General features: G+C 52.3%; 29 protein-coding genes. 11 read left to right on the top strand and 18 right to left on the bottom strand.

Annotation, left to right across the window (positions count from 1 at the left end; translation table 11 throughout):
- The first annotated feature begins 85 nt into the window (after nucleotides 1–85).
- Nucleotides 86–415 carry a hypothetical protein gene (locus HXY31_RS09605; RefSeq protein ID WP_292642456.1) on the top strand — a complete coding sequence of 110 codons (330 nt, stop codon included), beginning with the start codon at nucleotides 86–88 and terminating at the stop codon, nucleotides 413–415.
- 20 nt (nucleotides 416–435) lie between these two features.
- Here HXY31_RS09605 and HXY31_RS09600 read toward each other — a convergent pair whose 3' ends face one another.
- Entirely contained in the window at nucleotides 436–1,722 is a 1,287-nt protein-coding gene (locus HXY31_RS09600; protein ID WP_292642454.1) for a winged helix-turn-helix transcriptional regulator, read from the bottom strand.
- A 425-nt stretch (nucleotides 1,723–2,147) separates the two neighbouring features.
- On the opposite strand from HXY31_RS09600, the gene HXY31_RS09595 reads away from it, so the two are divergent.
- Both HXY31_RS09595 and HXY31_RS09590 read left to right on the top strand, forming a co-directional pair.
- A complete protein-coding gene (locus HXY31_RS09595; RefSeq protein ID WP_292642452.1) occupies nucleotides 2,148–2,582 on the top strand; it encodes a hypothetical protein in 435 nt (144 codons plus the stop codon).
- 166 nt (nucleotides 2,583–2,748) lie between these two features.
- A complete protein-coding gene (locus HXY31_RS09590) occupies nucleotides 2,749–4,014 on the top strand; it encodes a helix-turn-helix domain-containing protein (RefSeq protein ID WP_292642450.1) in 1,266 nt (421 codons plus the stop codon).
- Nucleotides 4,015–4,407: 393 nt separating this feature from the next.
- Here HXY31_RS09590 and HXY31_RS09585 read toward each other — a convergent pair whose 3' ends face one another.
- The 8 genes from HXY31_RS09585 to HXY31_RS09550 form a co-directional block, all read right to left on the bottom strand.
- On the bottom strand, nucleotides 4,408–4,866 hold the full coding sequence (locus tag HXY31_RS09585; RefSeq protein ID WP_292642448.1) for a hypothetical protein: 459 nt from the start codon (nucleotides 4,864–4,866) through the stop codon (nucleotides 4,408–4,410).
- An 11-nt stretch (nucleotides 4,867–4,877) separates the two neighbouring features.
- Nucleotides 4,878–5,078, bottom strand: coding sequence for a hypothetical protein (locus HXY31_RS09580; protein WP_292642446.1), 201 nt, complete (start codon nucleotides 5,076–5,078; stop codon nucleotides 4,878–4,880).
- 790 nt (nucleotides 5,079–5,868) lie between these two features.
- Nucleotides 5,869–6,132: a hypothetical protein gene (locus HXY31_RS09575; protein WP_292642445.1), complete on the bottom strand. Its 264-nt coding sequence runs from the start codon at nucleotides 6,130–6,132 to the stop codon at nucleotides 5,869–5,871.
- Nucleotides 6,133–6,136: 4 nt separating this feature from the next.
- Nucleotides 6,137–6,400 (bottom strand): hypothetical protein, encoded by a 264-nt coding sequence (locus HXY31_RS09570; protein ID WP_292642443.1) that lies wholly within the window; start codon nucleotides 6,398–6,400, stop codon nucleotides 6,137–6,139.
- 103 nt (nucleotides 6,401–6,503) lie between these two features.
- A complete protein-coding gene (locus tag HXY31_RS09565) occupies nucleotides 6,504–7,739 on the bottom strand; it encodes a P-loop NTPase fold protein (protein ID WP_292642441.1) in 1,236 nt (411 codons plus the stop codon).
- A 52-nt stretch (nucleotides 7,740–7,791) separates the two neighbouring features.
- Complete coding sequence (locus HXY31_RS09560; RefSeq protein ID WP_292642440.1) at nucleotides 7,792–8,283, bottom strand: hypothetical protein; 492 nt, start codon at nucleotides 8,281–8,283, stop codon at nucleotides 7,792–7,794.
- 89 nt (nucleotides 8,284–8,372) lie between these two features.
- Nucleotides 8,373–8,936, bottom strand: a complete 564-nt coding sequence (locus tag HXY31_RS09555; protein ID WP_292642438.1) for a hypothetical protein — start codon at nucleotides 8,934–8,936, stop codon at nucleotides 8,373–8,375.
- Between the two features lie 713 nt (nucleotides 8,937–9,649).
- Nucleotides 9,650–9,775 (bottom strand): hypothetical protein, encoded by a 126-nt coding sequence (locus HXY31_RS09550; protein WP_292642436.1) that lies wholly within the window; start codon nucleotides 9,773–9,775, stop codon nucleotides 9,650–9,652.
- Nucleotides 9,776–9,942: 167 nt separating this feature from the next.
- Here HXY31_RS09550 and HXY31_RS09545 point away from each other — a divergent pair, with 167 nt between their 5' ends.
- The 5 genes from HXY31_RS09545 (at nucleotide 9,943) to HXY31_RS09525 (ending at nucleotide 13,313) form a co-directional block, all read left to right on the top strand.
- Nucleotides 9,943–10,668, top strand: a complete 726-nt coding sequence (locus HXY31_RS09545; RefSeq protein WP_292642434.1) for a hypothetical protein — start codon at nucleotides 9,943–9,945, stop codon at nucleotides 10,666–10,668.
- 57 nt (nucleotides 10,669–10,725) lie between these two features.
- Nucleotides 10,726–10,995: a hypothetical protein gene (locus HXY31_RS09540; protein ID WP_292642432.1), complete on the top strand. Its 270-nt coding sequence runs from the start codon at nucleotides 10,726–10,728 to the stop codon at nucleotides 10,993–10,995.
- Between the two features lie 410 nt (nucleotides 10,996–11,405).
- The gene (locus HXY31_RS09535) at nucleotides 11,406–11,681 is read left to right on the top strand and encodes an AbrB/MazE/SpoVT family DNA-binding domain-containing protein (protein WP_292642430.1); all 276 of its coding nucleotides are present in this window, start codon (nucleotides 11,406–11,408) and stop codon (nucleotides 11,679–11,681) included.
- 3 nt (nucleotides 11,682–11,684) lie between these two features.
- Nucleotides 11,685–12,092: a putative toxin-antitoxin system toxin component, PIN family gene (locus HXY31_RS09530; RefSeq protein WP_292642429.1), complete on the top strand. Its 408-nt coding sequence runs from the start codon at nucleotides 11,685–11,687 to the stop codon at nucleotides 12,090–12,092.
- Between the two features lie 411 nt (nucleotides 12,093–12,503).
- On the top strand, nucleotides 12,504–13,313 hold the full coding sequence (locus HXY31_RS09525) for a hypothetical protein (protein ID WP_292642427.1): 810 nt from the start codon (nucleotides 12,504–12,506) through the stop codon (nucleotides 13,311–13,313).
- 175 nt (nucleotides 13,314–13,488) lie between these two features.
- Here the strand turns inward: HXY31_RS09525 and HXY31_RS09520 are convergent, their stop codons facing one another.
- The 5 genes from HXY31_RS09520 to HXY31_RS09500 form a co-directional block, all read right to left on the bottom strand.
- Complete coding sequence (locus tag HXY31_RS09520) at nucleotides 13,489–14,538, bottom strand: DNA/RNA non-specific endonuclease (protein WP_292642425.1); 1,050 nt, start codon at nucleotides 14,536–14,538, stop codon at nucleotides 13,489–13,491.
- Between the two features lie 2 nt (nucleotides 14,539–14,540).
- Nucleotides 14,541–15,797: a hypothetical protein gene (locus HXY31_RS09515; protein ID WP_292642424.1), complete on the bottom strand. Its 1,257-nt coding sequence runs from the start codon at nucleotides 15,795–15,797 to the stop codon at nucleotides 14,541–14,543.
- 9 nt (nucleotides 15,798–15,806) lie between these two features.
- The gene (locus HXY31_RS09510) at nucleotides 15,807–16,085 is read right to left on the bottom strand and encodes a hypothetical protein (protein WP_292642422.1); all 279 of its coding nucleotides are present in this window, start codon (nucleotides 16,083–16,085) and stop codon (nucleotides 15,807–15,809) included.
- A 101-nt stretch (nucleotides 16,086–16,186) separates the two neighbouring features.
- On the bottom strand, nucleotides 16,187–16,687 hold the full coding sequence (locus HXY31_RS09505) for a DUF5667 domain-containing protein (protein WP_292642420.1): 501 nt from the start codon (nucleotides 16,685–16,687) through the stop codon (nucleotides 16,187–16,189).
- A gap of 77 nt (nucleotides 16,688–16,764) precedes the next feature.
- On the bottom strand, nucleotides 16,765–17,622 hold the full coding sequence (locus tag HXY31_RS09500; RefSeq protein WP_292642418.1) for a methyltransferase domain-containing protein: 858 nt from the start codon (nucleotides 17,620–17,622) through the stop codon (nucleotides 16,765–16,767).
- 359 nt (nucleotides 17,623–17,981) lie between these two features.
- On the opposite strand from HXY31_RS09500, the gene HXY31_RS09495 reads away from it, so the two are divergent.
- A complete protein-coding gene (locus tag HXY31_RS09495; RefSeq protein ID WP_292642416.1) occupies nucleotides 17,982–18,194 on the top strand; it encodes a TRAM domain-containing protein in 213 nt (70 codons plus the stop codon).
- A 75-nt stretch (nucleotides 18,195–18,269) separates the two neighbouring features.
- On the opposite strand, the gene HXY31_RS09490 is transcribed toward HXY31_RS09495, so the two are convergent.
- The 3 genes from HXY31_RS09490 to HXY31_RS09480 form a co-directional block, all read right to left on the bottom strand.
- A complete protein-coding gene (locus tag HXY31_RS09490; protein ID WP_292642414.1) occupies nucleotides 18,270–18,716 on the bottom strand; it encodes a hypothetical protein in 447 nt (148 codons plus the stop codon).
- A 42-nt stretch (nucleotides 18,717–18,758) separates the two neighbouring features.
- The gene (locus HXY31_RS09485; RefSeq protein ID WP_292642412.1) at nucleotides 18,759–19,538 is read right to left on the bottom strand and encodes a hypothetical protein; all 780 of its coding nucleotides are present in this window, start codon (nucleotides 19,536–19,538) and stop codon (nucleotides 18,759–18,761) included.
- Nucleotides 19,539–19,739: 201 nt separating this feature from the next.
- A complete protein-coding gene (locus tag HXY31_RS09480) occupies nucleotides 19,740–19,928 on the bottom strand; it encodes a hypothetical protein (RefSeq protein ID WP_292642410.1) in 189 nt (62 codons plus the stop codon).
- Between the two features lie 189 nt (nucleotides 19,929–20,117).
- On the opposite strand from HXY31_RS09480, the gene HXY31_RS09475 reads away from it, so the two are divergent.
- The gene (locus HXY31_RS09475; RefSeq protein ID WP_292642408.1) at nucleotides 20,118–20,441 is read left to right on the top strand and encodes a hypothetical protein; all 324 of its coding nucleotides are present in this window, start codon (nucleotides 20,118–20,120) and stop codon (nucleotides 20,439–20,441) included.
- A 135-nt stretch (nucleotides 20,442–20,576) separates the two neighbouring features.
- On the top strand, nucleotides 20,577–22,709 hold the full coding sequence (locus HXY31_RS09470) for a hypothetical protein (protein ID WP_292642406.1): 2,133 nt from the start codon (nucleotides 20,577–20,579) through the stop codon (nucleotides 22,707–22,709).
- Nucleotides 22,710–22,752: 43 nt separating this feature from the next.
- Here the strand turns inward: HXY31_RS09470 and HXY31_RS09465 are convergent.
- Nucleotides 22,753–23,749, bottom strand: a 997-nt coding sequence (locus HXY31_RS09465) for a helix-turn-helix domain-containing protein (RefSeq protein WP_292642405.1), incomplete at its 5' end; no start/stop codon positions are given.

Genomic DNA, 23,749 nt, shown 5'->3' with positions numbered 1-23,749 from the left:
AAGGACGAGGGAGCCTTGGCCATGACCGCCTAGCCTAGAAAGTTCATAGCTTTAAGTTTAAAGATGTGGAACGTCCAGATTATCCGTGCTCTCAAGAGCGGTTCTGTCGGTAGTTGCAGTCGTGGCCATCGGCACCATGCTCTTGATCCCGAGCTTTGTTTATGCACAGTCCACCGATGACAGAAAGTCCAAGATCACTCTGGGTCAAGCGAAGCAGGTGCTGGAAAAAGGGGACGACATTCGCCAAGAGCTATCAGACTGTGATGGTGTGTCTCCGGAAACATGCGCCAAAATGCAACCCATGTTTTCCAACGTTGCACTTGCGTTCATCATCCTAGGAGTAGGTATCACAGTCGCCATAGTCCTCAGGGGATGGGAGATAGTGTCGGCGTTGCTAGGCTTTTTTGTCAGATAACCTTGGGCTGAGCCTGGCACTCAGGCTTTCACTTGATTTCCGGGGTCAAGCATGTCCTCACTTGCATCGTCTATGTCCACGTAATGACTAAGCAGTGTCGACTCAGAACGCCATCCCATACTGCGCAGGCGCGGAATGATTGCGATGCCGTACCTGTCAATCCAGAACCAGGCGCTGATGTGTCGCATGCAGTAGAGTGTATCTTGGAAGTAGATGTCCTCCTGCTTACCCAGATACTCAAAGAGCTCTCTATAGCACGCACCGAAGCGCTCACGGACCTCTGCGAGTCTAGCCGATTCGTACTTTTCAGGCTGATAGTAGTTGCTGTCTACGAACAGGTGTGCATAGTGAAACTTCAGACGTCTGAGCTTCCAGTGCCACGCCCACTCTGCCAGAATGGGATGTATGATTCGCTTGTTAAAGATGTCCCCCGTCTTCGGTTCATACGCGACAAAGCGCACATGGGAGCCGTCGCTGTTCTTGTTTGCATACAAGGCTACCTGCTCGACCTTGACCCATAATAGCGGGGAAGGCCTGATGCACCCTTCAAGCGAAAATGCAAAGTGTGCCTTGAGCTCATCGTGTGCTGAATCAATTTGATCAGGCGTCGGTTGTACTGGCGAATCAAGGATGTACTTCTCTGCGGCTTCCCTCCCGGAGGGCCCCTCAATCCAAGCGATAGCCTTGTCTATCTCTTGCAATGAGAGTCTGATGTGTCTGTATTTTCCGCGCGGCTTTGGTGGTTTCAGCTCTAGCGATTCAACCCGTTTGTATTCGCTTTTCAAATCGATATTTAACGCGTTGGCAGCAAAGGCCCGGAGTGACTTGACAAGGATGTCAGGCATGGCACGTTTGTGATAGTGTTTGTCCCAAGCGGAACGAAACGCATAGAACGTATTTGGCCACTCCCATCCGCCTGGATGCATGACAAAGTCAGGTACGAGCTTGCCAGCGCATACGCGATACATCATGTTGATGTATGAGCGCCTTGTCGGGTTGCTTCCAGCTCGGTCGCTCCATTGCTTCATACCTTCTGAGCACTGGTCAAAATGAGCACGATAAACGAAGCACTTATCACCATAGGCTCCATGCGCTAGCAGGTAGTAGTGGGTGAACGGCACCTTAGCCACCTTATCTTCGAGACGCTCTAGGGCGCTATGCACGGTACGCTTTGAGACGTTTAGCTCTTCTGCAATCTCTGCCGGTGTACGGCCGTGTTGTTTGAGCAGATTCAGGATCGACCGATCGAACTTGCCAATTTCTGGCTGCTGGCCATCCTGCTCAGTGGTTATCTGTAGCGCACTCATCACTTTGATTGCAGAATGTCTAGCTTTAACTGCTCCGCTTCATCGGTAAAAATGCGCGACGAATAGAGGGGTGGCTACAGCAAGGACATCATACACGCTTAAATTAAATGTACAAAGGTACAAAATAATTCTCTATATTGTTTTATGATAAAGAATCAGGAGGGAGACCTGCGATCTCTTGTTTTCTTGCAAAATGGCCTAATATGAGCGTGGAATTGCGCAGATAATGCCTGTATAGCTATGAGTTACGCATTCGGGGAGTCAAAAAATTCTGGGGAAGTGGTAAACGCGGTACAATAGCGACTAAGCCTGCTTTTTGGCCGTCTCACGGTGAATCCACTGAGGCGGCTGGCCTAAGAGCATTGATGTGGTGAGGTTTCCAGTACATCCTACTTCTTAAATGAGCGGGATGCTGATGTTCGGCATTGACAGAATCTGAGGATGGGAAGCTCAGTCAAATTCTTGCATTCATGGATAGGAAAACAAAGGCCATCCAGGAGATACGTGATTTGATAGCGAAACCGATGGAAAGTAATCAGGAAATAATCTCGTTAGAAATCAAGAAGAAGGCTGACGAAATCTTTGGTTGCCTTACTTCAATGGCAGCGATCGTGGGTGGGGGAGCTTCACAAAAGATGGACAATGAGATCGAGCAATTGCAGGAGCAATGGCTCTGGCTCGTCAACGCTTCAAACGTGTTTCATCTCGGGTTGAACAAGATTCCCCAGACTGAATGGTGGCTTACGAACGCAAATACAGTACACGTACGCCTTGACGGCAAAAGGAAATTGCAGGTAGAGGGCAAGATTAACCCCATCTCCGGCGATGTTGGCGGTGGCTTTTCACTCGAAAATAGATAATCTGAATTAAAAACTAGGCTTGTTTTTTGCCTCTAACTGCCAACCTTTTAACTTCACATCATTACTAAAGCAACGTGTCAACAGTCCTGCCGCCGTCAGATACCAACTTTCTCTTTGGCGCCGGCAAACATCACCCTTAAATCATAACGCCAAATTCCATATTCCGATGAGCGCTACGGTAGACCTGAACACCTTCATCCCGCAGATGACTGCCCGCATAGGGCATTCGCACATAATGATTCGCCTGGCGCTGGATAATAGAAATGGCAATCCAAACACGTTCTGCTTCGGAAAGATAGATTTCATACCGCAATCAATGACACTAGATGATGTCACCTACGACTACGGCAACTTCAGGTTAATCCGCCGGACTGTTCCCATCGACCAACTTACAAACATAATTGGCCAAATTCAGTCGGGCGCACTGACTATTGACGGCACTCCGATTAACTTGGACAGGACAGGTGGAAGGGACTCACATCGCTTCATCCCATCTGAATCGAACTGGGGTGTCATCGACGCCGACGGGCCGCAGCATGTAATCTTTACCGGGGCCGGTGGCAATAGACAAGTGCCATATGATTCACTAGAAAGCAGGCCGGGAACTCCGCATTATACAACCAAGATTCAGGCAGTGGTAGATTTTATGGGTCTCCGTCAAATAGCACAATCCACCAGCGAACTCATCCTTTCGGTGCACGAATTGAGAGGAAAAATAGCGAAGCTGGAGATAGTAGGAAAGAACCTGACTGTCGAGGTCAACGGCACGGCAACGGATGAAAGCCTCTACGTTCAGTTTTATTGCAGGAAAGGCGAAAAGAAAAGCGACGCCACTCTTGATATTCCAGTCTCTAGCCGCAAGGCAACATATTCCGTACCTTTCGAGCCGGACCTTGTTAACGCCATACTAGTGAGGAAGGGGACTAACGAGATACTGGATGAAAAGCACCTGGGAGGGTGGATTCCTGGCCAAGGTGGAATAATAGTCAGAACGCCTGAATCTGATTTGAGAGACATGATCGCGTCAGGAGAGTCAAGGACAGTAGAGTTCAAGACGGGAACAGGTGAAGACCTCTTCAGAACCGTAGTGAGCTTTTCAAACACGGATGGCGGCACGATTATCGTGGGTGTAACAGATGACAAGAAGGTGATCGGCTTTGAGGCAGATGAAGAGCGAACTAGAAAGTCGGTGGAGTCCCGGGCAAACACTCAGTGCTATCCAGCCATTGAGCCCAAGCTGGAGTGGACCGAGCTTGACGGAAGACCCCTGTTGATAATAAAGGTGCCAGAAGGTACGAATAAGCCCTATACTCTTCGAGGGAGTGGCGGATTTATCAGAAATGGCGATGGGGACTATCCCATCGAGCGGCCTGATTTAGACAAGATCTATGAGGGAAAGAGCCAAGGAAATCGAGGATTTACGGGGAACTGAACTTCTCCAGGGCGAACGAGGCGCGGCCGTCCAATAACAGTGGATGCTAGGTCTGCCAGTTACCTTCTACGCGTTTGAGTATGTCGATTTCGCCTAGGGACGTGAGCACCCATCTAAGGTAATTTAGATTCGGTCGAATCTTCTTGCTTGGCCTGCCTGTTCAGGTAGGCATTGCGCCACTTCGGAGCTCGACATCTTCCCAGATGTAGATTCTTCCTCGGACTTTGTGGTGCACAGTGCGAACATGCTCGTCAAATTTGCTCTCGCCCCCGGCCGATTTGTGCAATCCATTGCCAAGATATGTCTCGTCAAGAAAGAGCTTGGGGCAGAACGGGCATATCCAGTATGCTTCATCTTTCACTTCGGATTTGGTTTCCGTCATATCTTATCATATTAGCTCCTAGCTTTAGGTACTGCGGCCTGCCTCACAATGAACCACCACAGTAGGCCGCCAAGGGAGCCGACTTGAATTGCTGTGACGACGATGTCAGACGTCGACGTGAAATAGAACTCTGTTAGGAATCCCTCCAGGAAGATCTTTGCTCCGTGGTCGACACTAAACGCCAAACCTACTGTCAGGAGGGCCACGCTACGGACCGCCCTGGATGCCACGATGATTGCAAGCGAGCCGGCTAAACCAAAGACGCCTCCTATTGCAAGAAAGAAGGTGTTTCCGTCGACGTCGGCCAAGCAATCAAGCCACATCCCTCTCATTGTCAGGCCAATGCGGAAGGTGTCTCCCTCCATCCAGCAGACTACACCGTGGCCGAACTCGTGAAGAGCGCTTATCGGTATCAAGAGTGCGAAGTAGAAAAGAAAGGAGTGAACGACCACTCCCTGTTTCCCCGTCAAGAGTCTGGCTTTCATGTCATCAGTTTCCTTAGTCCGCGCTCAAGTCGCTCCGGGTTGTTGAGCAGAGTGTCAATGTGCTCCTTCAGGACGTCCGCAGTAAACTCTTCGAGGCTCCTGTTCTTGCCATCTGCAAACTTGCGAAGGCGATGGATTTGTCGTATGTCGTCGTCAGACAGTAGATTTCGTGACAGACGTATAGTCAAGTCTCCCATGTCTGAATCCGCGGATTCAGAAGCTATAGGGCTTGCTACTAACGGCTGCTTAGCAAAAGCTATAAGCCAATCCGCGGTTTCATGCAAATAGTGAAGGAACGCCGCCCGATGCTGACGTGTACCCACTGCGGCTACCGGTGGCGCCAGCGATTTGAGAGAAAACCATCCTCTTGTGCTGGCTGTCATGTCGCAACGTGGGACGTCCCTCGTATGAACAAGCGAATGAAGAAGGCCGAGAATTTGTGACCGGCTATGTGCCATTTGTGAGACCGAGTGGTTTCACTGTCTGGTAATCCTTGAAGAGTTCTGAAATTCGGTGTATGCTATGATTCACGTTCTCGGTCGAGGTATTTGAAAGAAAACTTCGTGCTTCCACTTCTCTTGCCCCGTTATTTTGTATATGCCACGCGGCAGTGAAGAGACACAAGTCGCACGACGCGTCGAATGCATCACGATGATCTGTATGGTCTAAGTACAGGTCCAGGAGGATTCTTACTCGTTCACGTGGTTCCATGGACTTTGGATGCTATCTTTCGTTATACCTTTTGCGCGGAATACTGTTTGCAAACAGTAAAGAAGCGCCGACCTTGGCTCACATGCACACACTGCGGCTACCGGTGGCGCTCGCGTTTTGACCGCAAGCCCTCATCTTGTGCAGGGTGTCCAGGGATGCGCCTCGAATGAATAAGTGGACGAAGGAATCTAATGGTCCACGATTACACACTTCCAGCAAACTAGAGGGAACTCGGTAGGGCCTCTGAACTTCAAGTGTTTGCCGCATTTGTGGCAGCTATTCCTTCTCCGTGCCTTCAAGCGCCTCTTCCACTTCTTTCAGCTGTTGGTAGTGCCGGAAAATGATGGCCATGATCATGGGTCGGAAAGCAACAGGATGACTTGGCAGTGCCATCATAATCGCGTACCGAAGCAGCTTTGCGCTTTGCATCATGGCGTCAAAGTCCTTCCTGTCGGCCCTTGGTAGCATGGCACGAAACGGCCGCCATTCCTCTATTCCGCGTCGGAGCAGGTCGGTCGCAGTCGGCAAGGTCCTGCCCATAAGCTCACCGCCGCGACCTTTGTATGACGCCTTGTAACCAGAGGAGAGCGGACCATTCCCAATCGAGTCGTCGCACTTGCAAAATATCGTTTGTCTGGTTCATTGCCACTTCCTTGGCATCCATGAGGGTCTGTATTGCCTCTACCGAGCGAGGAGCGTTCTTGATGGTTTCTATCCAAATCTTGGATTTCTCCTTGGCAGCAGGGTCAAACTCGATGCGCTTTCTTTCATATGTCAGATGGGTTTGGATGATGGATTCCAGTTCCATGCACCCGGGATCTTGCCAGCTGATTTAATGTAGCTAGCACCTAAGGGGGAGGGGGTGTGTGCTAACATGTTAGCACATGTAACCGTTAAAGGGAGAATCTAGGTCAAGCCCTTCTAGAGAATGCAACTATCTGACCCAGGGCCGTGTAAATGTCTCCTCCCTTTCCAGAGAAGGGCCGGACGGCCTTAGAGAAATGCCAAAAATCTCGCAGACTAAGCTTACCCAGTGATACATTTGAGAATAGTGAAAGTTTGCTACTAGACTTGAGCTGGTTCTCCCATGAGCTCTCCGAAAAACCACCGAGCTCGTTTATGGCCTGCAAAAACATGCTAGGATCTCCATATGCATTGTACATCTTGGCAGCTGCTTCTTCACCGGCCGCATGTTCCATCGCCGTCCAAACTAGAGCTGCTTCAGTCTTCATTCCACCTGTTTCTGGTATGTTCGCTCTAAAACTGACGAGGTTCAAGAATCGCTTTATAGAGCGCGGATTGGTCAGGTTTAGCGCAGCTATCAAGTTGCAGAAATCGTCGGTGTAGCCAGGGTCCAAACTCTTCAGGTACTCCTTGAGCTGCTCATTACTGGGTTTCGGAAGTTCCAGCTGGATCTGGATGATCTTTTCGAGATACTTCAATCCCTCCTCGGTGAGGCGGTCCGCCTTGCCGTGTACTGGGCCCTCGTCGATGGACTGCTCAACCCTGCCGTATTTTAGACTCCAAGCGAGCTTTACTTTAGAAATGTCGACGGCAAGCACGAACACGGCCTTCGGCACTGTCAGAAAGAGCTTTACCGCTTCAAGGAGTTGAATAACATTTTCTAGGCTGCATCTATCCAAGTCATCAATAAAAACCACCATTCTCTCCGCCTGGACATCTTCCTGCAGATACTTTTCCAAACGGTTACTCAGAGTCGTTACGGCGGAGACAGAACCTTCAAAATGTTGTTTGATTGCCGGCAGATCAATACCGGCCGTCTTCCTCGCAAAGATGTCCAGAGCCAAGCCTGCCATCTCTTTGGCCTTCCTTCGGATTTCCTTATTTGGACCGGTTTGGCTTACGATCTGGTAGACCATCGCGCCGGCTGGCTCCGAGTACTCGTACTGCCAAGCATTGAAAATGGCCGTAACCGTGCCCTTCTTTTCTATTTCCTTTTTCACTGTCGTTATTAGGCTAGTCTTGCCCGAACCCCACTCCCCATTCACCGCAATTACCAAGGGAGAGATCAGGTCCTTAGAGGCCAAGAAGTCGGCCAATGTAGAGACCATCTTTCCGGCTCCTAGTAGAGTTGCATTGTCGACTGGTTCATCCTTGTGCGGCTTTACGGTGAAGGTTAATGCCACGCATCCAAGAATGCGGCAAGGATGAATAAACTTTCTTACGAAAAGTCAGGACTTATCCTGCCGTAAATGCCTCCAAAGTGAAGGAGGCACCTGCGTCCATGGCTTTTAGACGCCAGGTTAGCCAATCGTCAAATTCAACGATCTCTGCCCGGGTCCTGTCGAGTTTGTACGCTACTACCGGTCCGGATTCATACCTTGTTCCTGTGGGTTTGCCAACCTTGTCGAGCTCTATTGCCTCAACTAAGCGCCAGGCTCGAAGCTCACTGATGCGCGTCGCTACTGCCCTGGCAGGGGTCTTGTAATCAAAGTTAACGTCAATGTAAAGCCGGATCTCGTCGACAGTGGCAGGACCCTGAGCGGCAAGGGCCTTCATAATGTACTGATGCACTTCGCTAAATCTCTCGATTTCTAGCGCGGCCACGGTGCCTGTCCCGCTTGCAGACTTGCACCACTGATGACAAACAGGGCATTGATGTCGCTCGCCGTGGTCCTGGGGCGGCGGGGCCGCCCTGATGCCATAGTCGCGCTGGAGGCCGCGTTGCACAGATTTCTTATACTTGCTGATGTCAATCTTCTTGACAACGCCACAGCCACAATCACAGGACCAGACGATGAAAGTACAGTCCTTTTGGTTCACTGCGATCCCCTTTGACTATTCGCTGCATCTTGGAGGATCTTTGTTATTTCATCATCGGACATCCCCTTCGCCTTGAGCGCGTCGATTAGTGCAAACTTGTCGCGCTTGTGATGTTCTGCAACGCGCTGCGCCGCCTCTTTGTCCATGACCTCTGCTTCGCGTTCCTGTAGGGACTTGGCGATGTTCTGCGCTTCTCGTTCCTGCCGCAATAGCATCAGTTCCCTGTCTTTTCTTCCGCGCTCGTTATCGACTGGCTTCCAGCGAGGCCGCAGTTTGATGATGAGTGTGGGGCTGTTGCCGCGGGTCCCTGGAAGGACGATGAAGGGGCTAAGTCTGCTCGTGGCCTTCGGTAGCCATCTCGCTTCGATTGTGGCCGGCGAAACGTCGCAGTACTCTGCCCCTTCGGCTATGGCTTCAGGAACCGTGAGCTCGTCTTTCCTGCCTACATTGTTCCAAAGAAAGACTCTGAACAAGTCTTCACGCTCGCTTATCTGCATCTCGCGCGACGACCTGTTCAGAGCTGCCGCCGTCGCTATCAGCTCAGGCCCGCTCGTATTCACACACACATCTATACCAGTTGGCAGCGGACCATTCGACACAAAATCGGGCCTTTTTCGTTGATTGCAGGAATTGCAGACAAAGCCGATGTTTTCAGGGCGGTAGTCGGCAGGATTGCCGTTTGCATGTTCTACAATTCCATCATCTTCCCGCTGCGGTTGATTGCAGATTTTACATTTTTCACCCTGGGCCTTCCAAGCAAAGTGTCGTATCAGGCGGCGCTGCTCGGTCCTTGTCGGAGCATACCTAGCCATGGTAGGTCCCCTCGCGCGCACACAAAATGTCAACAGGTCGAAAGTTTAAAGCTAGGACTAAGTAAGAAAATACTATCGTCCCAACCTTGGACGTCAACCCTTGGCGGGGGCTCGGCGTAGTGGTTGATGGCCCGATGCCGAAGCCCCCGCGGTGTTCTTCTTGCCAACATGGCGCCGTCTTCAGCCGGCGCGCTGTGCTGCGAAAGTATTTAGCTAGGCTAGAATAATGAAGACCTGTTAACTCTGTCTTCCTATGGCGGGCGCCAAGGTCCATCTCTTGGCTCCCTGCCACATCCCTTTTTCCCGCGTACTGTATTAGCCCAAGACTCCCTTCAAAAATGAAGGGTATTTGAGCTGAAGTTGCTCCGCTTCCCGTTCTTCCTGAAACCACCAATTTTGCTCACTCTGTTCGATGGTCCTTCATCGTCAGAGAACCGTCGGTGGCTGTCAGTTCCGATGCATTATTTCTGGATGCCCAGCTCGCGCCTCAGCACGTCTGCCAAACTCTCTCCAGCCTTTCCTCTTTCAGCTATGGCGTCGCGAAGAGTGCGGGGCACCGTCATCGTAGTCATTTCCGCTGCAGGCATTTCACCAATGCGTGAAATTATCTATCTTTAAGCTTTACGGGGCGCACAATCCTCGATTTTGAGCACAAATTATGCTAACATGTTATAATGCTAACACGATTTTCATAACTAGAGGTGCGGCTGGCGGGAGCTGACTTTATTAGAAGAATGTTACATTTTGAATTGTCTTGAAGGCCGGAATGAAGTACGCATTGGTTGGACTAGCTGGCGGATTAATTGGCGCCATCATTTCAGGTCTTCCATCCTACATGGAGTTATCCAGACAAGACCAAGTACTGAGGCAACAAGAGTCCGAACTGGTTACCCAAAAAGAACATCTTGATGAGGTAAGAAGACAGGCCGACATTATGCAGCAAGACCTTGAGAAACAGGAAGATAGGAACCAAATCCAAGAAGCCGAGCTTCAAGAACTTAGGGACCAGACAGAAATAATGCGTCAGGCGGTGGAAAAGAAGTCATACATTGTGATGTTTGTCCAACCCCACACTGGCTTTGAATGGCAGGACACTATTTCCACGGTAGTTCAAGGGGGCGAGAACGACACGGCTTCAATAATAGATGTCAACTCGGCTCCTCTGATTGGTACCATGCGTCTGCATAAGGGAGAGGTGGCCTCGGTCGAGATCGTCCTCTCAAACGCCGGCTCGAGCATTGCCAACCTGTACTCGTATCGATTTTCGGTCGTTCCGGAGCTGGGTACAGACGAAACTCAACTCAAGACAATGCCACAAATCAGACTCGAAACCTTTCTCGAACCTAATTACAAACCTGTCTTTATTCCGGTGAGTTTTGAAGTCACCGAAGATTTTGCTCCGAAAGGGAAGATCTATTTCGAGGTACTACATGATGCCGGGATTAACAAAGTTGTTCTTGATTATGTCTACGTGGCCTAGGCTCCCGGTTTGATGCTCACCGCAATCGTTAAAGATAGATAGTTTCTCTCTTTTTCCTTGTCAACTGCGGCCGTCACAACAAAGAAGGTCAGCCTCGATGGCTTGAAAAGACTGGCACAGAAGCACCTGAAACCTTCGAGTGCTCTCCGCAACCTTATCATGTCAGAGCCTGATGAGCTACCTGTGCAGGAGCTAGGGCCGAAAGTTGAGCTCTATGCCAAGTTGCTGGACCATGAGCTTCGCGCGTCCTCCGTCGTGACATCAGAAACACCTAAGAGCAACGCCAGCCAAAGTAAGGAACGACGGGCAAAGATGCGCAAGGGTTAATTTTTCTTACCTACACTCCATACTCATATGCACTCAAATCCCGCCCAGTCCACCACTCTTTTAGCGGTACGTAGAACCGCAGATTTTGAATACGATTTTGGCCTCCATGGTACCAGAAAAAGCACAATTCGGCCTGCGCTGATGCAGCTTCATGGTATCATCCATGGTACCATTTTTCGCGTTTCGCAAGAATCCATGGTACCATGGACACCGCCCATGGAACCATGGTCCTTCCTTTAAATAGAAGGTAACATGGGTTTTGCAGTTTTGTCGTTAGACCAAACTAATTTCGATCAAGCTCTACTCGCGGCATTCAACCATTTAGTCGACAAGTTCTTGTATTACAGGGCTGACCGCAACACATCCATATAAATAGTAGGAATGTAAAACATTATTACAGGTAAAGCAACATGGCTCAAGAAACCGAAATCACAACCATGAGCGAGAAGGGGCAGGTAGTCATCCCGCAAACCATAAGGAAAAAGCTCAAGATAAAGCCCAAGACCAAGCTGCTAGTGTCTGCCAAGGACGATGTCATAATCATGAAGGCGTTTGAGCTTCCTGACATCGAAAGCGAATGGGCAAAGGTGTTCGCATCAGCCGACAAGAAGAATCTGCAATTAAGTGAAAAACAAGTCTACGACGAAATCCAGGCGCACAGGGCAGAAAAGAAGAGAAAAGCCTGACAAATGCTGCGCATAGTTCTTGACACCAACGTACTTGTCAGTGCAGCAGCATTTTCTGGAAAACCCCGAGAACTTGTAACGCTAGCAGCCAAGAGAAAATTTGTTCTGATTGCGTCAGAAGAGATAGTGGATGAGTTTACTGAAGTACTGGGAAGATCTCAGTTTAAGAAGACTCGTTCTGAAATTCGCACGGCAAGAAACGCGCTACTCATGACGGCCAAACTCTACAAGGTAACGTCAAAAAGAAAGGTCGTAAAAGAGGACCCGGACGATGATGTTGTCATAAACACCGCCTTGGATGCAAAAGCCGACTATATTGTATCAGGGGATCCGCACTTGCTCCGTCTCTCAGTCTACAAGGGCATAAAGATAGTCGGAGTTGCAGACATGCTGTCAAAGCTGGAGAGCTAGAGCATTCCCGCGCAAAGTGCGAGTGCTCGCGGATAAAAGCGAGTAGTTTACTCGCATAGTTCTACACCCTGAACTGCTGTTCTGAATTGAATTCAGAGCGGTGGAAACGATCGCTCTCTGAGCGCTAGGTCTCTGTTTCAAATCCCGCCCAGTCCATTACTTACGCGGACTCGACTACGAAAGCGATTTTACGTAGGTCCGCGTAGGTTGCCTACCACGCTGTCCGCGATAGTTGAGAAATAGTTTGTCCGATCAGACGAACACTGCGCATTTGTCTAAGACAGCTTGCGACTCATGCCAAATCTGCTGCATGGCGCCAATCTCTGTCGTACAACTATATCTGTTAATTGCCCTATTGATAAATAATTATGTAGAATTATCTGTTCTATGCCACAGCAAAAAACTCAAACTTTGTTCGATATAAAGAAACACGGGTTCAACTTTGTCAATTCTTGGGAAGGCAACATCACTATCAAGATACCAAAACTTTCGATCGGACCGCTCAAAATAGATCTTGGCGAGGTTACGATAATGAAGAATATGTCGTATGGACTTTGCGGCGGTATGATTTATTCTGCTCTGGATTCTTTTCTTGAAGGTCGTGAAATTCCTGACCAGCGTTGTGATGCTTATGGGAGATTAGTTCTAGATGCGGCTACCCGGCCCATAAAGAAATACATCTGGGCCCGGCAGATGGATAGCTTGCGAAGTGACGATGACGGATGGGGACCCGTCAAGAAAATGCTTGACTGGGTGTTTCGACAAACTAAGGGTGAAGTTATCGGATGGAGTACTGACCGGTTTAAGTACGAAATTGCGCCAAGAATCGACGGTGGAGTGCCTGTACCCTTGTTACTAGTGAGGAAGGCCTACGGTTACAAATCTCTTCTTAAGAACAAGAGTCTCGCCAAAGCTCTATACACCAACCACCAAGTCCTAGCGATTGGGTATCGCCGACATGAGCCGGCCGGTCAGCTTGCACACTGGGATGTTGATATCTATGACCCGAATTATCCTGACGAAGTGCATACACTGCATCATCATAAGGAAGGCAAGAAGGTCATTCGAATGCAGACAAGAAAAGTGGATTCGGACAGATTTACGAACTATGATTATAACAGTGGTGTCGATGTAAATAATCCGCTACCAAGTAACGGCATTTTCCGTGGGTTTTTCAACACCACATACTTCATAGATAAAGAAGAGCGAATTATGCCATGATAATGCCAAGTTAATAGACTCGGATATCGGTCTGTAAAAGGGTCGAATCCGCGTATTGTTTTCTAATCGCACCCAGTTCCTACTTTTTAAGCTGTAAATGAGGTGCATAGGCGGCAAGATCCAAGAAAATGCTGTAAGGGGCATCGCAGTTCATTACTTTTACCTTCCTCGGCGCTCATTCGTACAGCTTGATAATTTCTGCTGTGTGATCCTCGCCAAGAGATGTCGTCGCGTCCTGCGCCTTCTTTGCGCCTGACTTCATGGGGTTCAGGAAGTAGTGCGTAAACTCCTCTTCAGTGCCGTCTGGAAGTATCTTCTTCCATTTTGCAACGAGCCCTGACGCCCTCCCTGCCGGTATGTCCGGGTTGTTCTTGGGGAAAACAACCCTGATGTTGACCTCTACCCCCGTCCCGTCTTCAAGCAGCCTGGCCCATTCGTTCTCAAGAGCCTTCCATTCTCCCACGTTCATGGTGGGGTCTTGGAGGAAGAGGTTGTCCTCTATCTCCGGTCCGCCGAACCTGCGGCCTATGATGTGTCCTGCATGCTCCTTGGTGCCCTCTGACAATTCGCTGCGGGCAGCGGCGTTGTAGTGCTTCTGCGCCAGGCTGGGAGGGACAAGCCTGCCCTCTGCTATCTTGTAGGTGAAATTCTCGGTCTCGTCTTTGGAGAACCTGTAAAAGCTCTTCCAGGACCATTCCACTGCATCGGTGCCGAGTTTTATCCCCTGCTCGTCAAAGAACTTTTTGATTATTGCCTTGAGCTCGTCAAGCTCGCTCATCAGCCCGTCGGGAATTGCGCTCAGCACAGAGTACAGCTGTTCAAGCGGCTCCCTGACGTACTTGAAAAATGTGGGGGACTCTCCTGCCCGCTTCACAATCTTGACTACCACCTCAACCCACTTGCCCACCTTGCCCAGCTTTGCAAGGTCGCCGGCATAAGGAAAGATACTTATGACGCTCAGTGTCGCGCCGACATAATCGCCGCTGGCAAGTGAAAGGCCTGCGCCAACAACGTCGGAGGCGCCCGTCGGGTCGACTATCCCGGCGACATCCGCCACGACTGTAAGGCACTCCAAAATCAGTTGCTCGTCTTCTTCGGTAAGGAGCTCGTCGTTTGCAAGCGGCTCGTCGGTCAGGCATTCCGCGTAAAGCGCTTCGTCGTGGGTCACGAGCTGCGACTTTTCAAGGGCCAGCTCGTGCCGGTTAAGGTACATGTCAGACGGCATCTTTAGGACTCTTCTTCTTCTTCCTCTTCAGGGGGCGGGAACAAAAGCTCGTAGACCTTTGCGGCATCCATGTCCTTTCTTTTCAGTATGTCGTTTTTGATCCTTTCACGCTCCACTTCCAGCGCGAGCCTCTCGTTTGCCAGCCTCTGTCCCTTCACTTTCTCGTCCTGCAGGCCCCTGGAATAGTCGTCCAGCGCGTCTGCCTGGCCCAGGAGCGCCTCGACTATTACGCCGTCAGTCCGCATCACGTTTTTCGTTGCCTTTAGAATTATCCCGGGCACAGCTATCTCGGTTCCGGTGGCAGCGTCCTTGTACACCGACACGTATTCCTTCTTGGCGCGCCAGTACGATCCCGTGCCCCTGAGCTTTACTTCTTCGATAAACGAGTGCTCTTTGTCCTGGTAGTCTTTGATGTAAAGCAGCTCGTTGATGATGGCGTCCTTGACTTCCTTCTTTTTTGCAGGGAGGATGTATTTGTCGAGCAGGTCGTCCAGTTTTGCAAGCGGCACCTCGTCGCGCGATTCGCCGTAGCCGTTAAAGAACGCCACCCGGACATCTACGAGGTGCAGTATGGTGATGAACTCCTGATTCATCTGCCGGAATGTGAAGTTGAGCGTCCTTCCGACGTTGATGTTCTGTATCTCCCTCGAAATTGCTGTTTCCTCGCCGGTCTGCTCTGTCGTTTCAAAGCTCGTGTTTATCTCCACGTTGCGCTGCGCAGAAGCCTTTGCTGCATGTTTCGAAGTCGAGTTGGATACGTTCTTGGCAAACTCCTCCCTTGCAGACGTGGAGCTCCCGCTGACGCCTCCGCTTACCTTGGCAGAACCCCAGCCCCAAGTTGCGCTTGCCTCGGCGTCTGCATAGTATTCAAAGCTCTTCGTGGTGTTCTCCTTGCTTGACTGTTCGTTCATCACCGACGTTTCAAACTCTTCGGCGCTCTCCTCGGTGTACGAGTCAAGTATGCTTGAGGCCTCTTTGGACGTGGATTCAGTGCGCTTGTACGTGGAGATGCTGATAGTGGTCTTCTCGCCCGGCAGGAGCGAGTATGTCTTGATAGTTCTGCCCGCGCCATATTGCCCGAGATAGGTGGAGAGCCTGTAGGATTCCACTATCAGTATTCTCGGCTCGACCTTTGGCTCTGGCAGGTAATTGTACTTCAGGTTTCCGGAAAGCGAGGTGTAAATGTTTAACCGCTTGCCAGCGGCAAGGTTGGCCTGCATCTCCTTCTCGTCTATCTCTAGCATCTTTTCTGTAGGCATCACGACCACCTATTTTCCGGCAACGGTGGCCGAAGGCTTGGCTGCTGTAGCGGACTTTAGCCCTAACTTTATGCCAGACAGAGTTTTGAATGTCGGCACTTTGGCGGTTGAAGCGGTCCCGGACAGGCGTTCTTTCTCGGGAACTTTTTTTGCGGCTGGCGTGAAATATTCGTCTGGAAAGACAAGCTCGATGACGTTCTTGCCCGAGTAAGACGTCGGTTCAGGAACGTTATAGCTTATGACGGCTGCTTTTCCTTGCGTGTCGAATTTGATTACAGGCTCGGCCATGTCGCAGTGGACAATATTCCAAGTATTTAGCCTTTCTGGGAAAATCTGGCTCGAGAAGATGTGCCTGCTAGGAAACTTACTTCAATTCTGGATCGGCCTAACTATTCCGATTCATCGTCTTCGTCCGTGGCGCTTTCTCCGCCCTTCATCGACGCGTCGATGGCGCCTTCAATCGCAGCCCTTGCGGAAGCCGGCACTTTGAGTTTCACTTCATTCAAGACATCGATGTGCGCAGACGTTGCCGCCTCGATGCGGTCCGTTACTTCTGCCCGTTTTTCTGCATCTTCAATGTCCGCAGCATTTTCATGCGCCTCTTCAATCTTGGCTTCGTAATCCGCGACTGCCTTTACTGCCAGGTCATCTTTGTCCATGTCTGCCATGACCTGCGCCTCTGCCAGCCTCACCTCTGCAAGCTCGAGCGCCCGCTCGGCCCGGGCCTCGGCCCCGAAAGTAAAGGTCGTCCCTATGGACTCGACAAACAGCTTCAAGCTATAGAAGGGACTGTCGGGCAGCATCCCGGGGTCAGGCATCCCTCCCTGTGCGTATGCAAAAGGCAGCACCAGCAACATCACCGGCACCAGGGCTACTGTTCGCTCCTTCATGACCAGAATCCCTGCACCATTTCTTTTAAGACTGCTGAAGTTGTGCTATAGAGGAGATTTCGCTAGCGCGCGACCATCTAGCCGCGTTCTGCGACGACGCACATCGTCTCGTTGTCCATCTTTATCCTGCCGTCAGGGCCCGCGTATTTTGCGGCAGCATCTCTTATCGCATTCAAGACCTCCTCCCGCTTTTCCCTGGGCTTGTCTGCAAGCAGCGCTATAAGCGGCCCGTTTATCTCCATGTGAAAGCGCGAGTACTCGTCGGCAGACCCGAAGGTAAAAGTCAAAGTCATCTTTTCAGCCCTGAAGTTCTTGAACCCTGCGCCGGCAAAAACGCGCTCGAGCATCTTTGCATCTGCAAGGTTGAACGGCGGCATGTTTGCCGGCATCGGCGGAAGCCCAAGGACTTTTCTTGCAACGCCGATGGGTGTGCTTATGGTGGGCGCCTTTTCCGGCTCCGTCCAGACGGCTGCTGCTATCCTGCCTCCGGGCACAAGCGCCTCGCGCACCGACTTGAGCGACTCCTGCAGGTTTGGCAGGAACATGAGCCCCCACCTTGAAAGTATTGCGTTAAACGCGTTCTTTTGCAGCGCGACAGACTCGGCGTCGCCTTCCCTAAGCTCTACAGTGTTTTCAAGGCCGTGCTCTTTTGCCCTCTCTTTTGCGATTGAGAGCATCTTGGCCGAGATGTCTATTGCAAGCACCTTTCCTGCGGGTCGGACTTTTTTTGCCGCCGTGACGGCAGGCTCGCCAGTGCCGGTTCCTAGGTCGACCACCGTGTCTCCCTGCTTTATGCCGGCAAGCTCGACCAGCCTGTCGGACAGCTTTTGGGCGCCGCTTTCAAAAATGGGCCACCACTTCTTCCAGCCCTCGGCGGCGGTATCCCAGGCCTGCTTCTGTATCTGCTTGAACTGCTCCGGAGTAGGCGACGACATGCCTTGTGTAGGCGCGTGAAATTATTAAAGAATTGTGGCCGGTCACGATAGTGCAAACAGCGATTTGGTCTTGTTGGCAAAAGCCGCGGACTGGGCGCAGACGCCGCTGTAAAAGGGCCTGCCGCACCGCGCTTCGCCGCACTGGTATATCAGGCCGCACTTGGTGCACTGGTGCACACACGCAGGTTTGCGCCGAGGGGCGTTCATCTCAAGCGTTGCCTGCGTATTTTAGGCCGCCATCGGATTTAACCCGACAGTATTTTCGCTATATTCCCGGTCTCTGTACCTCGCACCAGGTGCGATTGTTAGCCAAGGGCTTTCTGTCCAGTATATATTAGGGAAAGCCCTCACGCCGGCTAATGAGTTACGGAAGAGGCGACTTTGGTGGCCCAAAACCAGTAGAGCAGGGCAAAGAGTATGACGTCGAAGTGACAGAGATCAGCCGCAAAGGCGACGGAATCGCAAGGGTACAAGGCTTTGTGATATTCGTCAAGGGCGGCAAGGTGGGCGACAAGTGCAAGGTAAGGATTGAAAGCGTCGGCCCGCGTTTTGCCACTGCGGCGAAAATCTAGACCATATCCCAAGGTTGCCTTTTTTTCAGCACTGCCCGCGTATGGGCAGCCTAGGCAGCTGTCTTTTTTGTCATGTCAGCCGTGGCGAGGCTTTTTCCTGCTTTTTCGCGGTCTTTCTCCGCTTTCCTGCGACAGCCTTGATATAATCTGCTCAGACTCGACGGCCAAATCCATCGCCTTTATCATGTCGCCTTTTTTTGCGCCCCGAAGCGTGAGCGAAAAATCCAGGATCTGGTTTGCGTTGACGTTGCGAAGCCTGTTGAACTCGTTCAGGACGGCATAGTCCTCCGCCCGCAGCAGGCCTTCTGACCTGAACATGTCTATCAGCTGCTTGAACCTCCTGTGTATCGTGTCAGGGCCGTAGGCCTTCCTGTGCAGCGCGTTGAGCTTTTGCTCGAGGTACTCGTGGGCAAGGAGTATGGCCTCAAGCTGCAGCCCCTGCTCAAAGACCTGCCTTGCGTGGGACATCACGTCCTCTATCATGCCTATCCTGTGACCATCGTCGACGTACTTGAACGGCACATGCACAGCTGCACTCAGGCGTGTATTCAGCTTTGCGAAAAACTACCTGGCGCCGGCTACCTCGACCGACTCGAGCGCGCTCCTGCCCTTGGCATTGAGCCTGACCTCTACGCCTTCCATGCTTTTTTGCAGGTCGACAAGCCCCTTCTCGCTCATCCGCTCAAGGAACTGGTGCGCAGAAGAGGAGCGCCGAAATCCCAGGATCTCTGACCACTGCGAAAGGCTCAGGGAGCCGGTCACGTCTGCCACCTTGGCGAGCTTTTCGCGGTCTGCGCGCTGGATCTGGACCTCGCCGGGGTTTTCCGCCGGGGCCTTTTCCGGAACCATCTTTACAGGCGCGCCGATGGTTTCAGATTCCTTTGCTTCAACAGGCCCTGCCGGTTCTTCCGGCTCGCCGTCCTGGTCCTGCATCTCCTCGCCAGTGTTGGACACGACCACCGGCTTTCTCAGCTCTGCAGGGTCGACAGGCACGCTTGCAAGCGGCTCGCCATCTTCGGGCTCTTTCTCGGGGTTTGACCGGGAGATCTGCACGGCCTTGAGTATCGTCGGGAACACGGTGGTGACCTTTGACCGCTTCTTGGCTGTTTTGGATTCGTCAGGCGTGGCAGAAAGCGGGAACCTGTGCTTCTTGAGCTCGCGCTTTAGCTTCTTGACGTGGGTCTTGTGCTCCTTGAGCGCTTCTTTGAGGTTCTTTCTCACCGCCTCTTCAACGGCCGCGCGCTCCTTCTTTACCTGCATGTAATCGAGATAGTCGTTGACTTCGCGCTGGATCTCCTTGAGGTAATGTATCGCATCGTCAAGGTTATCCCTGTTAAGCGCCAATTCAAAGCCCTTATAGTAAAGTTTTATGTCATTTGCCACTACAACAATATCCTTTACCATTTCCCTATACTCTTGCGGGGTAAAATAAAAAGAAATTGGTAATTTCAGCCAAGAATCGAATCATTAATTAGGATCTGCCTGCAAGAATGGGGCCCAGAACCCTCAAACCCTCTAGGATGGGGCAAAAACCCCGAAAGGCCGTTATTCTACCGCCACGCTTTCTTTCCGTGCCTGCCTTAGTACGCGGATTTTCCTCAACAACCCTGCGCCTGTTCCTGCCGCCCTGATGGCTGCAAGCGCGATTCCGGCCTTCCACTGGCTGCGTCTCTGGCGCGCCCTGTAGCGCTTCCATCTCTTTTCAAGGAGCCTCTGCAAGTCTTTTTGCTCCATGCTGCGCTACCGGCCACTGCGAGGATATACGGCTTGCCTGCAAGAGCTCTATAACCGTGCATCGGATCTATCTTCCGGATCTTTTTCCGGAAATGCTGAGAGTCCGGCAAATCAGGGTCTGGATTCTTGTCCATATTGCCAAACCCTGATGACCCCTGCTGATAAAGGCTATCGATGTTTATTCACCACGTGGCACTTGCAGACTTTATTCTCCCGTCGGAGAACATAGAGTTCATGAGCGACGACGACGTGCTGTTTGGAGAAAAAAGGTACCGGGTGATAGTAACAGACCGGCGCTTCATGCTGTATTCTAGGCGCGGGCTTTTGTTCCGGTCAGACGACATGATAAGCAAGAGGCTCGACTCGATAAGCGAGCTCCAGTATAAGGAAAAGGGGTTCCTTCTCGGAACTGCCACGATTTCCGTCCTCTCTGACACAAAACTTGACCTCGCCGGCTCCCCTTCAAAGATGAAGCCCCTGTTCGTGCTCCTCCAGTCGATTCTCGGCAAGTAACCGCTCTCTGTATGATGGGCAAGTGAGAATCTTGCGCCCTTCGTGATGGAACCTTCTATCCGTGGAGTCCCTTAACTCGAATTCTTGTTAAAAATATGCTGAACGCACATGGGAATCTTTGACAACAAACTCCAGTTGGCGTTGGTAGCCGTAGTTGGCGCAGCCATAATCGGAATGGTTATGGTGCCAAGCTTTGCGGCCAGCGGCCAATCGTACGATACAACCCCGGTGCAGTTCCCAGCTCCCACCCTGCCGGGTGAGGAGGCGCAGAACGAGACGACTGAGGAACCAGCACCAGGTGAAGAGACGCCATTACCCGGTGAAGAGACACCGGCACCAGGTGAAGACACAACTACACCAGGTGAAATAACGCCGCTACCCGGAGAAGAAATGACACCAGCTCCGGAAGGCAACCTGACAACGCCGGAAGAGCCCGAGCCATTCGCGGTGCAGGCACCTGAAGAAGAGACACCGAGCGAGGAGCCAACACCGTTTGGCGTGCCGTCGCCGGCACCCGGTGAGGAAGAGACAACACCGAGCGAAGAGCCGGAAGGCGCAATGACGGAAGAAAATCCTGAAGGGATGTTCTCCACTTCAATGACCATGTCTCCAACCCCTGACTCTGAAGGTACTGTTACCATAGAAGGGGCAGGGCTGAAGATAGAGAACATGGACTTTGAGCAGGGATTGGAAGGTGCAAACCCCACAGCCAAGGTGGTGGCAACGTTCTCTGTAGAGCCTGATGGCTCTGTCGAGCCGATAGCTCCGGAGAGAGAAGACGGCAGCGACGGATTCTTCAATGCCGTGACGTTCTCGCCGGCGACAGGCTCGTGGGCAAACCTCATCATCGAAGGCACTGGGCTGACGGTACAGGGCATGTCTGTCAACCAGTCGATGGGAACGCCTACGGAAGAAGAGACCATGCCGGCTCCGGGCGAGGAAACAACCACGCCTGAAGAGACTTCCCCAACCTCTACCATAACACCAACCCAGTTCCCGGCTCCAACAGAGCCCGCACCTGAAGAATCGACAACTCCAGAAGACAACCTGACTACACCAGAAGTACCCGGTGAAATAACGCCGCTACCCGGAGAAGAAATGACACCAGCTCCGGAAGGCAACCTGACAACGCCGGAAGAGGCAGAGCCTGAACCAATCACACCAGAGCCGTTCGCACCAGCACCAGCTCCGGAAGAAGTAACTCCGGCACCTGAGGAAGAAGCCGCGTCCGAGGCAGAAGGCGAGACCTTTACCATAACGGTACAAGTCACCTTTGCTGCTGAAGGAAGCGTAACACTGCCCACACCTGCGCCGATAACACCAGAGACAACAGTGCCGCCAGCGCCTGCACCGATAACACCAGAGACGACGGTACCGCCAGCACCCATCACGCCGACACCTATAGCACCAGAGACAACAACACCCGCGCCGACTGAGGCCGTTCCGACAGTAACGCGCGCTACAGTCACCATCATACCCGAATCTGCCATTGCAGGGAGCCAGGTGACGGTAAGCGGAGTGGACTTTGCGGGAGACCAGAGCATAACCCTTGCCTTCGATGGCGCACCAATCGTCACAGACCCAATAACAACCGACCCAACCGGCTCGTTCTCTGCGCAAGTATCGATACCTGCCGACGCGGCACCGGGTGACCACCAGCTGACTGCAACCGACGGTTCGGGCAACAGCATGGTCACGAACTTTGCCGTAACGGGAACCGTGACCGGAGAAGCAGCACCGACCCCTGCAACACCTGCTACCCCGGCACCGACAACACCAGAGACAACAACCCCAGCTCCTGAGACTGTCACACCTACGCCGCCTGCCATAACGACACCAGAGGCAACCGCAGCTGCTACATTGACCCTTGACGTAACGTCAGGGGCTGCAGGAAGCTCGGTGACAATAGACGGCTCAGGGTTTGGCGCCAACGCAACTGTCGACCTGATGTTCGACGGAGTGCCGGTGGACGCAAGTCCAGCAACTGCTGACGCGACCGGCGCCTTCTCTGCAACTGCGACCATTCCTGCAGACGCTGCAGAAGGTTCGCACGAGATACTGGCGCAAGACGCGACAGGAGTCTCTGCATCTGCGAGCTTTACCATAGAGGCAGCGGCAGGAGCAACTGTCACACCGCCAGAAGTCACGACACCAGAGACAACGACTCCTGAAGGAGGAGCGTCAGCCACTCTGCCTGGATCCGAGGCCACGACACCAGTACTGCCAGAGAACACCACATCGACTACGCCAGAGACAACAACACCTTGATGGAATAAAGGGCCCAACGGGCCCGGCCCATCTTTTTTCTTTTTTACTGATGCGCTTCAGGCTTTAGCTTGTACCGCACCATGTTCTGGTTGCCGAACTTTGTTATCTCGACAAGCTCCTCGCGCTCAAGCCGCCTCATCAGCCTCCATGCGGTGCTCTTTGGAAGGCCGAACTTGTTTCTTATCTCCGCCAGGAGCGCCTCGCCGCCCCTGTCGACTATGTACTTGAGGACCATCCTGTCGTCCTCTCTCAGGTGGGGCTTTTCCACAAACACTGACTGGAGGTTGGAGCCGTCGTCCTGGACGACGCTTTCCTGCGCGGGAGCCTTTCCTGCGCCCGGCAGCCTCCTGTACAGCACATACAGCACCGCAGCAGCGGACATCCCAATTGCGGCGACTATCAGGAAGGGGTTTATCTTCGTCGTCGCGGCGTCCCTTGCATAGTTGGCAAGGTTCAGGGCCTCTTCATAGCCTCCGTACGAGTAGACCTCCTTTGTGTGATCAAGCAGCTCCTCTGCCTGTGAGACGTCGCCTCCAAGCGTCTTTGTCGCCATGATGGAAGTCTCGGCCTCGTTCATGACTGTATTGGCGACGACTGCAATCCTGTCGGCCCTATGCGCGGCCTCGATGGCCTCGCCTGCAAGGTCGGTAGCAAAGTGGTACTTGCCAAGGTACGCGGCGTCTGTTGCCTGCAAAAGCAGGTCATCGGCCTCGCCTGTCACGACGCCTTTTGCCTTGTACGAGGCGATGACTGATGCCGCCTCGTTCAGGGTCGAGTACGCGCTCTGGTATCCGAGCGGCTCTGCGGCAACCGCGTTGCCCCTGATGATTATGGACTCTGTGCCTGCAGGCACGGTTACCCTCAGGGACCTGCTCTCTGGATCGGCGCCAGTCTCGTCGTAGCTGAGCGTGCTGCTGCCGGCGCGTATCGAAAACGGCATGTCCTTGCCGGAAGCCCTTGCGTCAAGCAGGTTCCTGTCGATGGTCAGCTGGAGCACGTCGTACCCGGGCACGTCAACGCTTATGCGAAGCGCGCGCAGC

The organism is Nitrososphaera sp. (assembly GCF_013388945.1).
Lineage (GTDB): Archaea > Thermoproteota > Nitrososphaeria > Nitrososphaerales > Nitrososphaeraceae > Nitrososphaera.
This window is presented reverse-complemented; position numbering and strand designations above follow the sequence as displayed.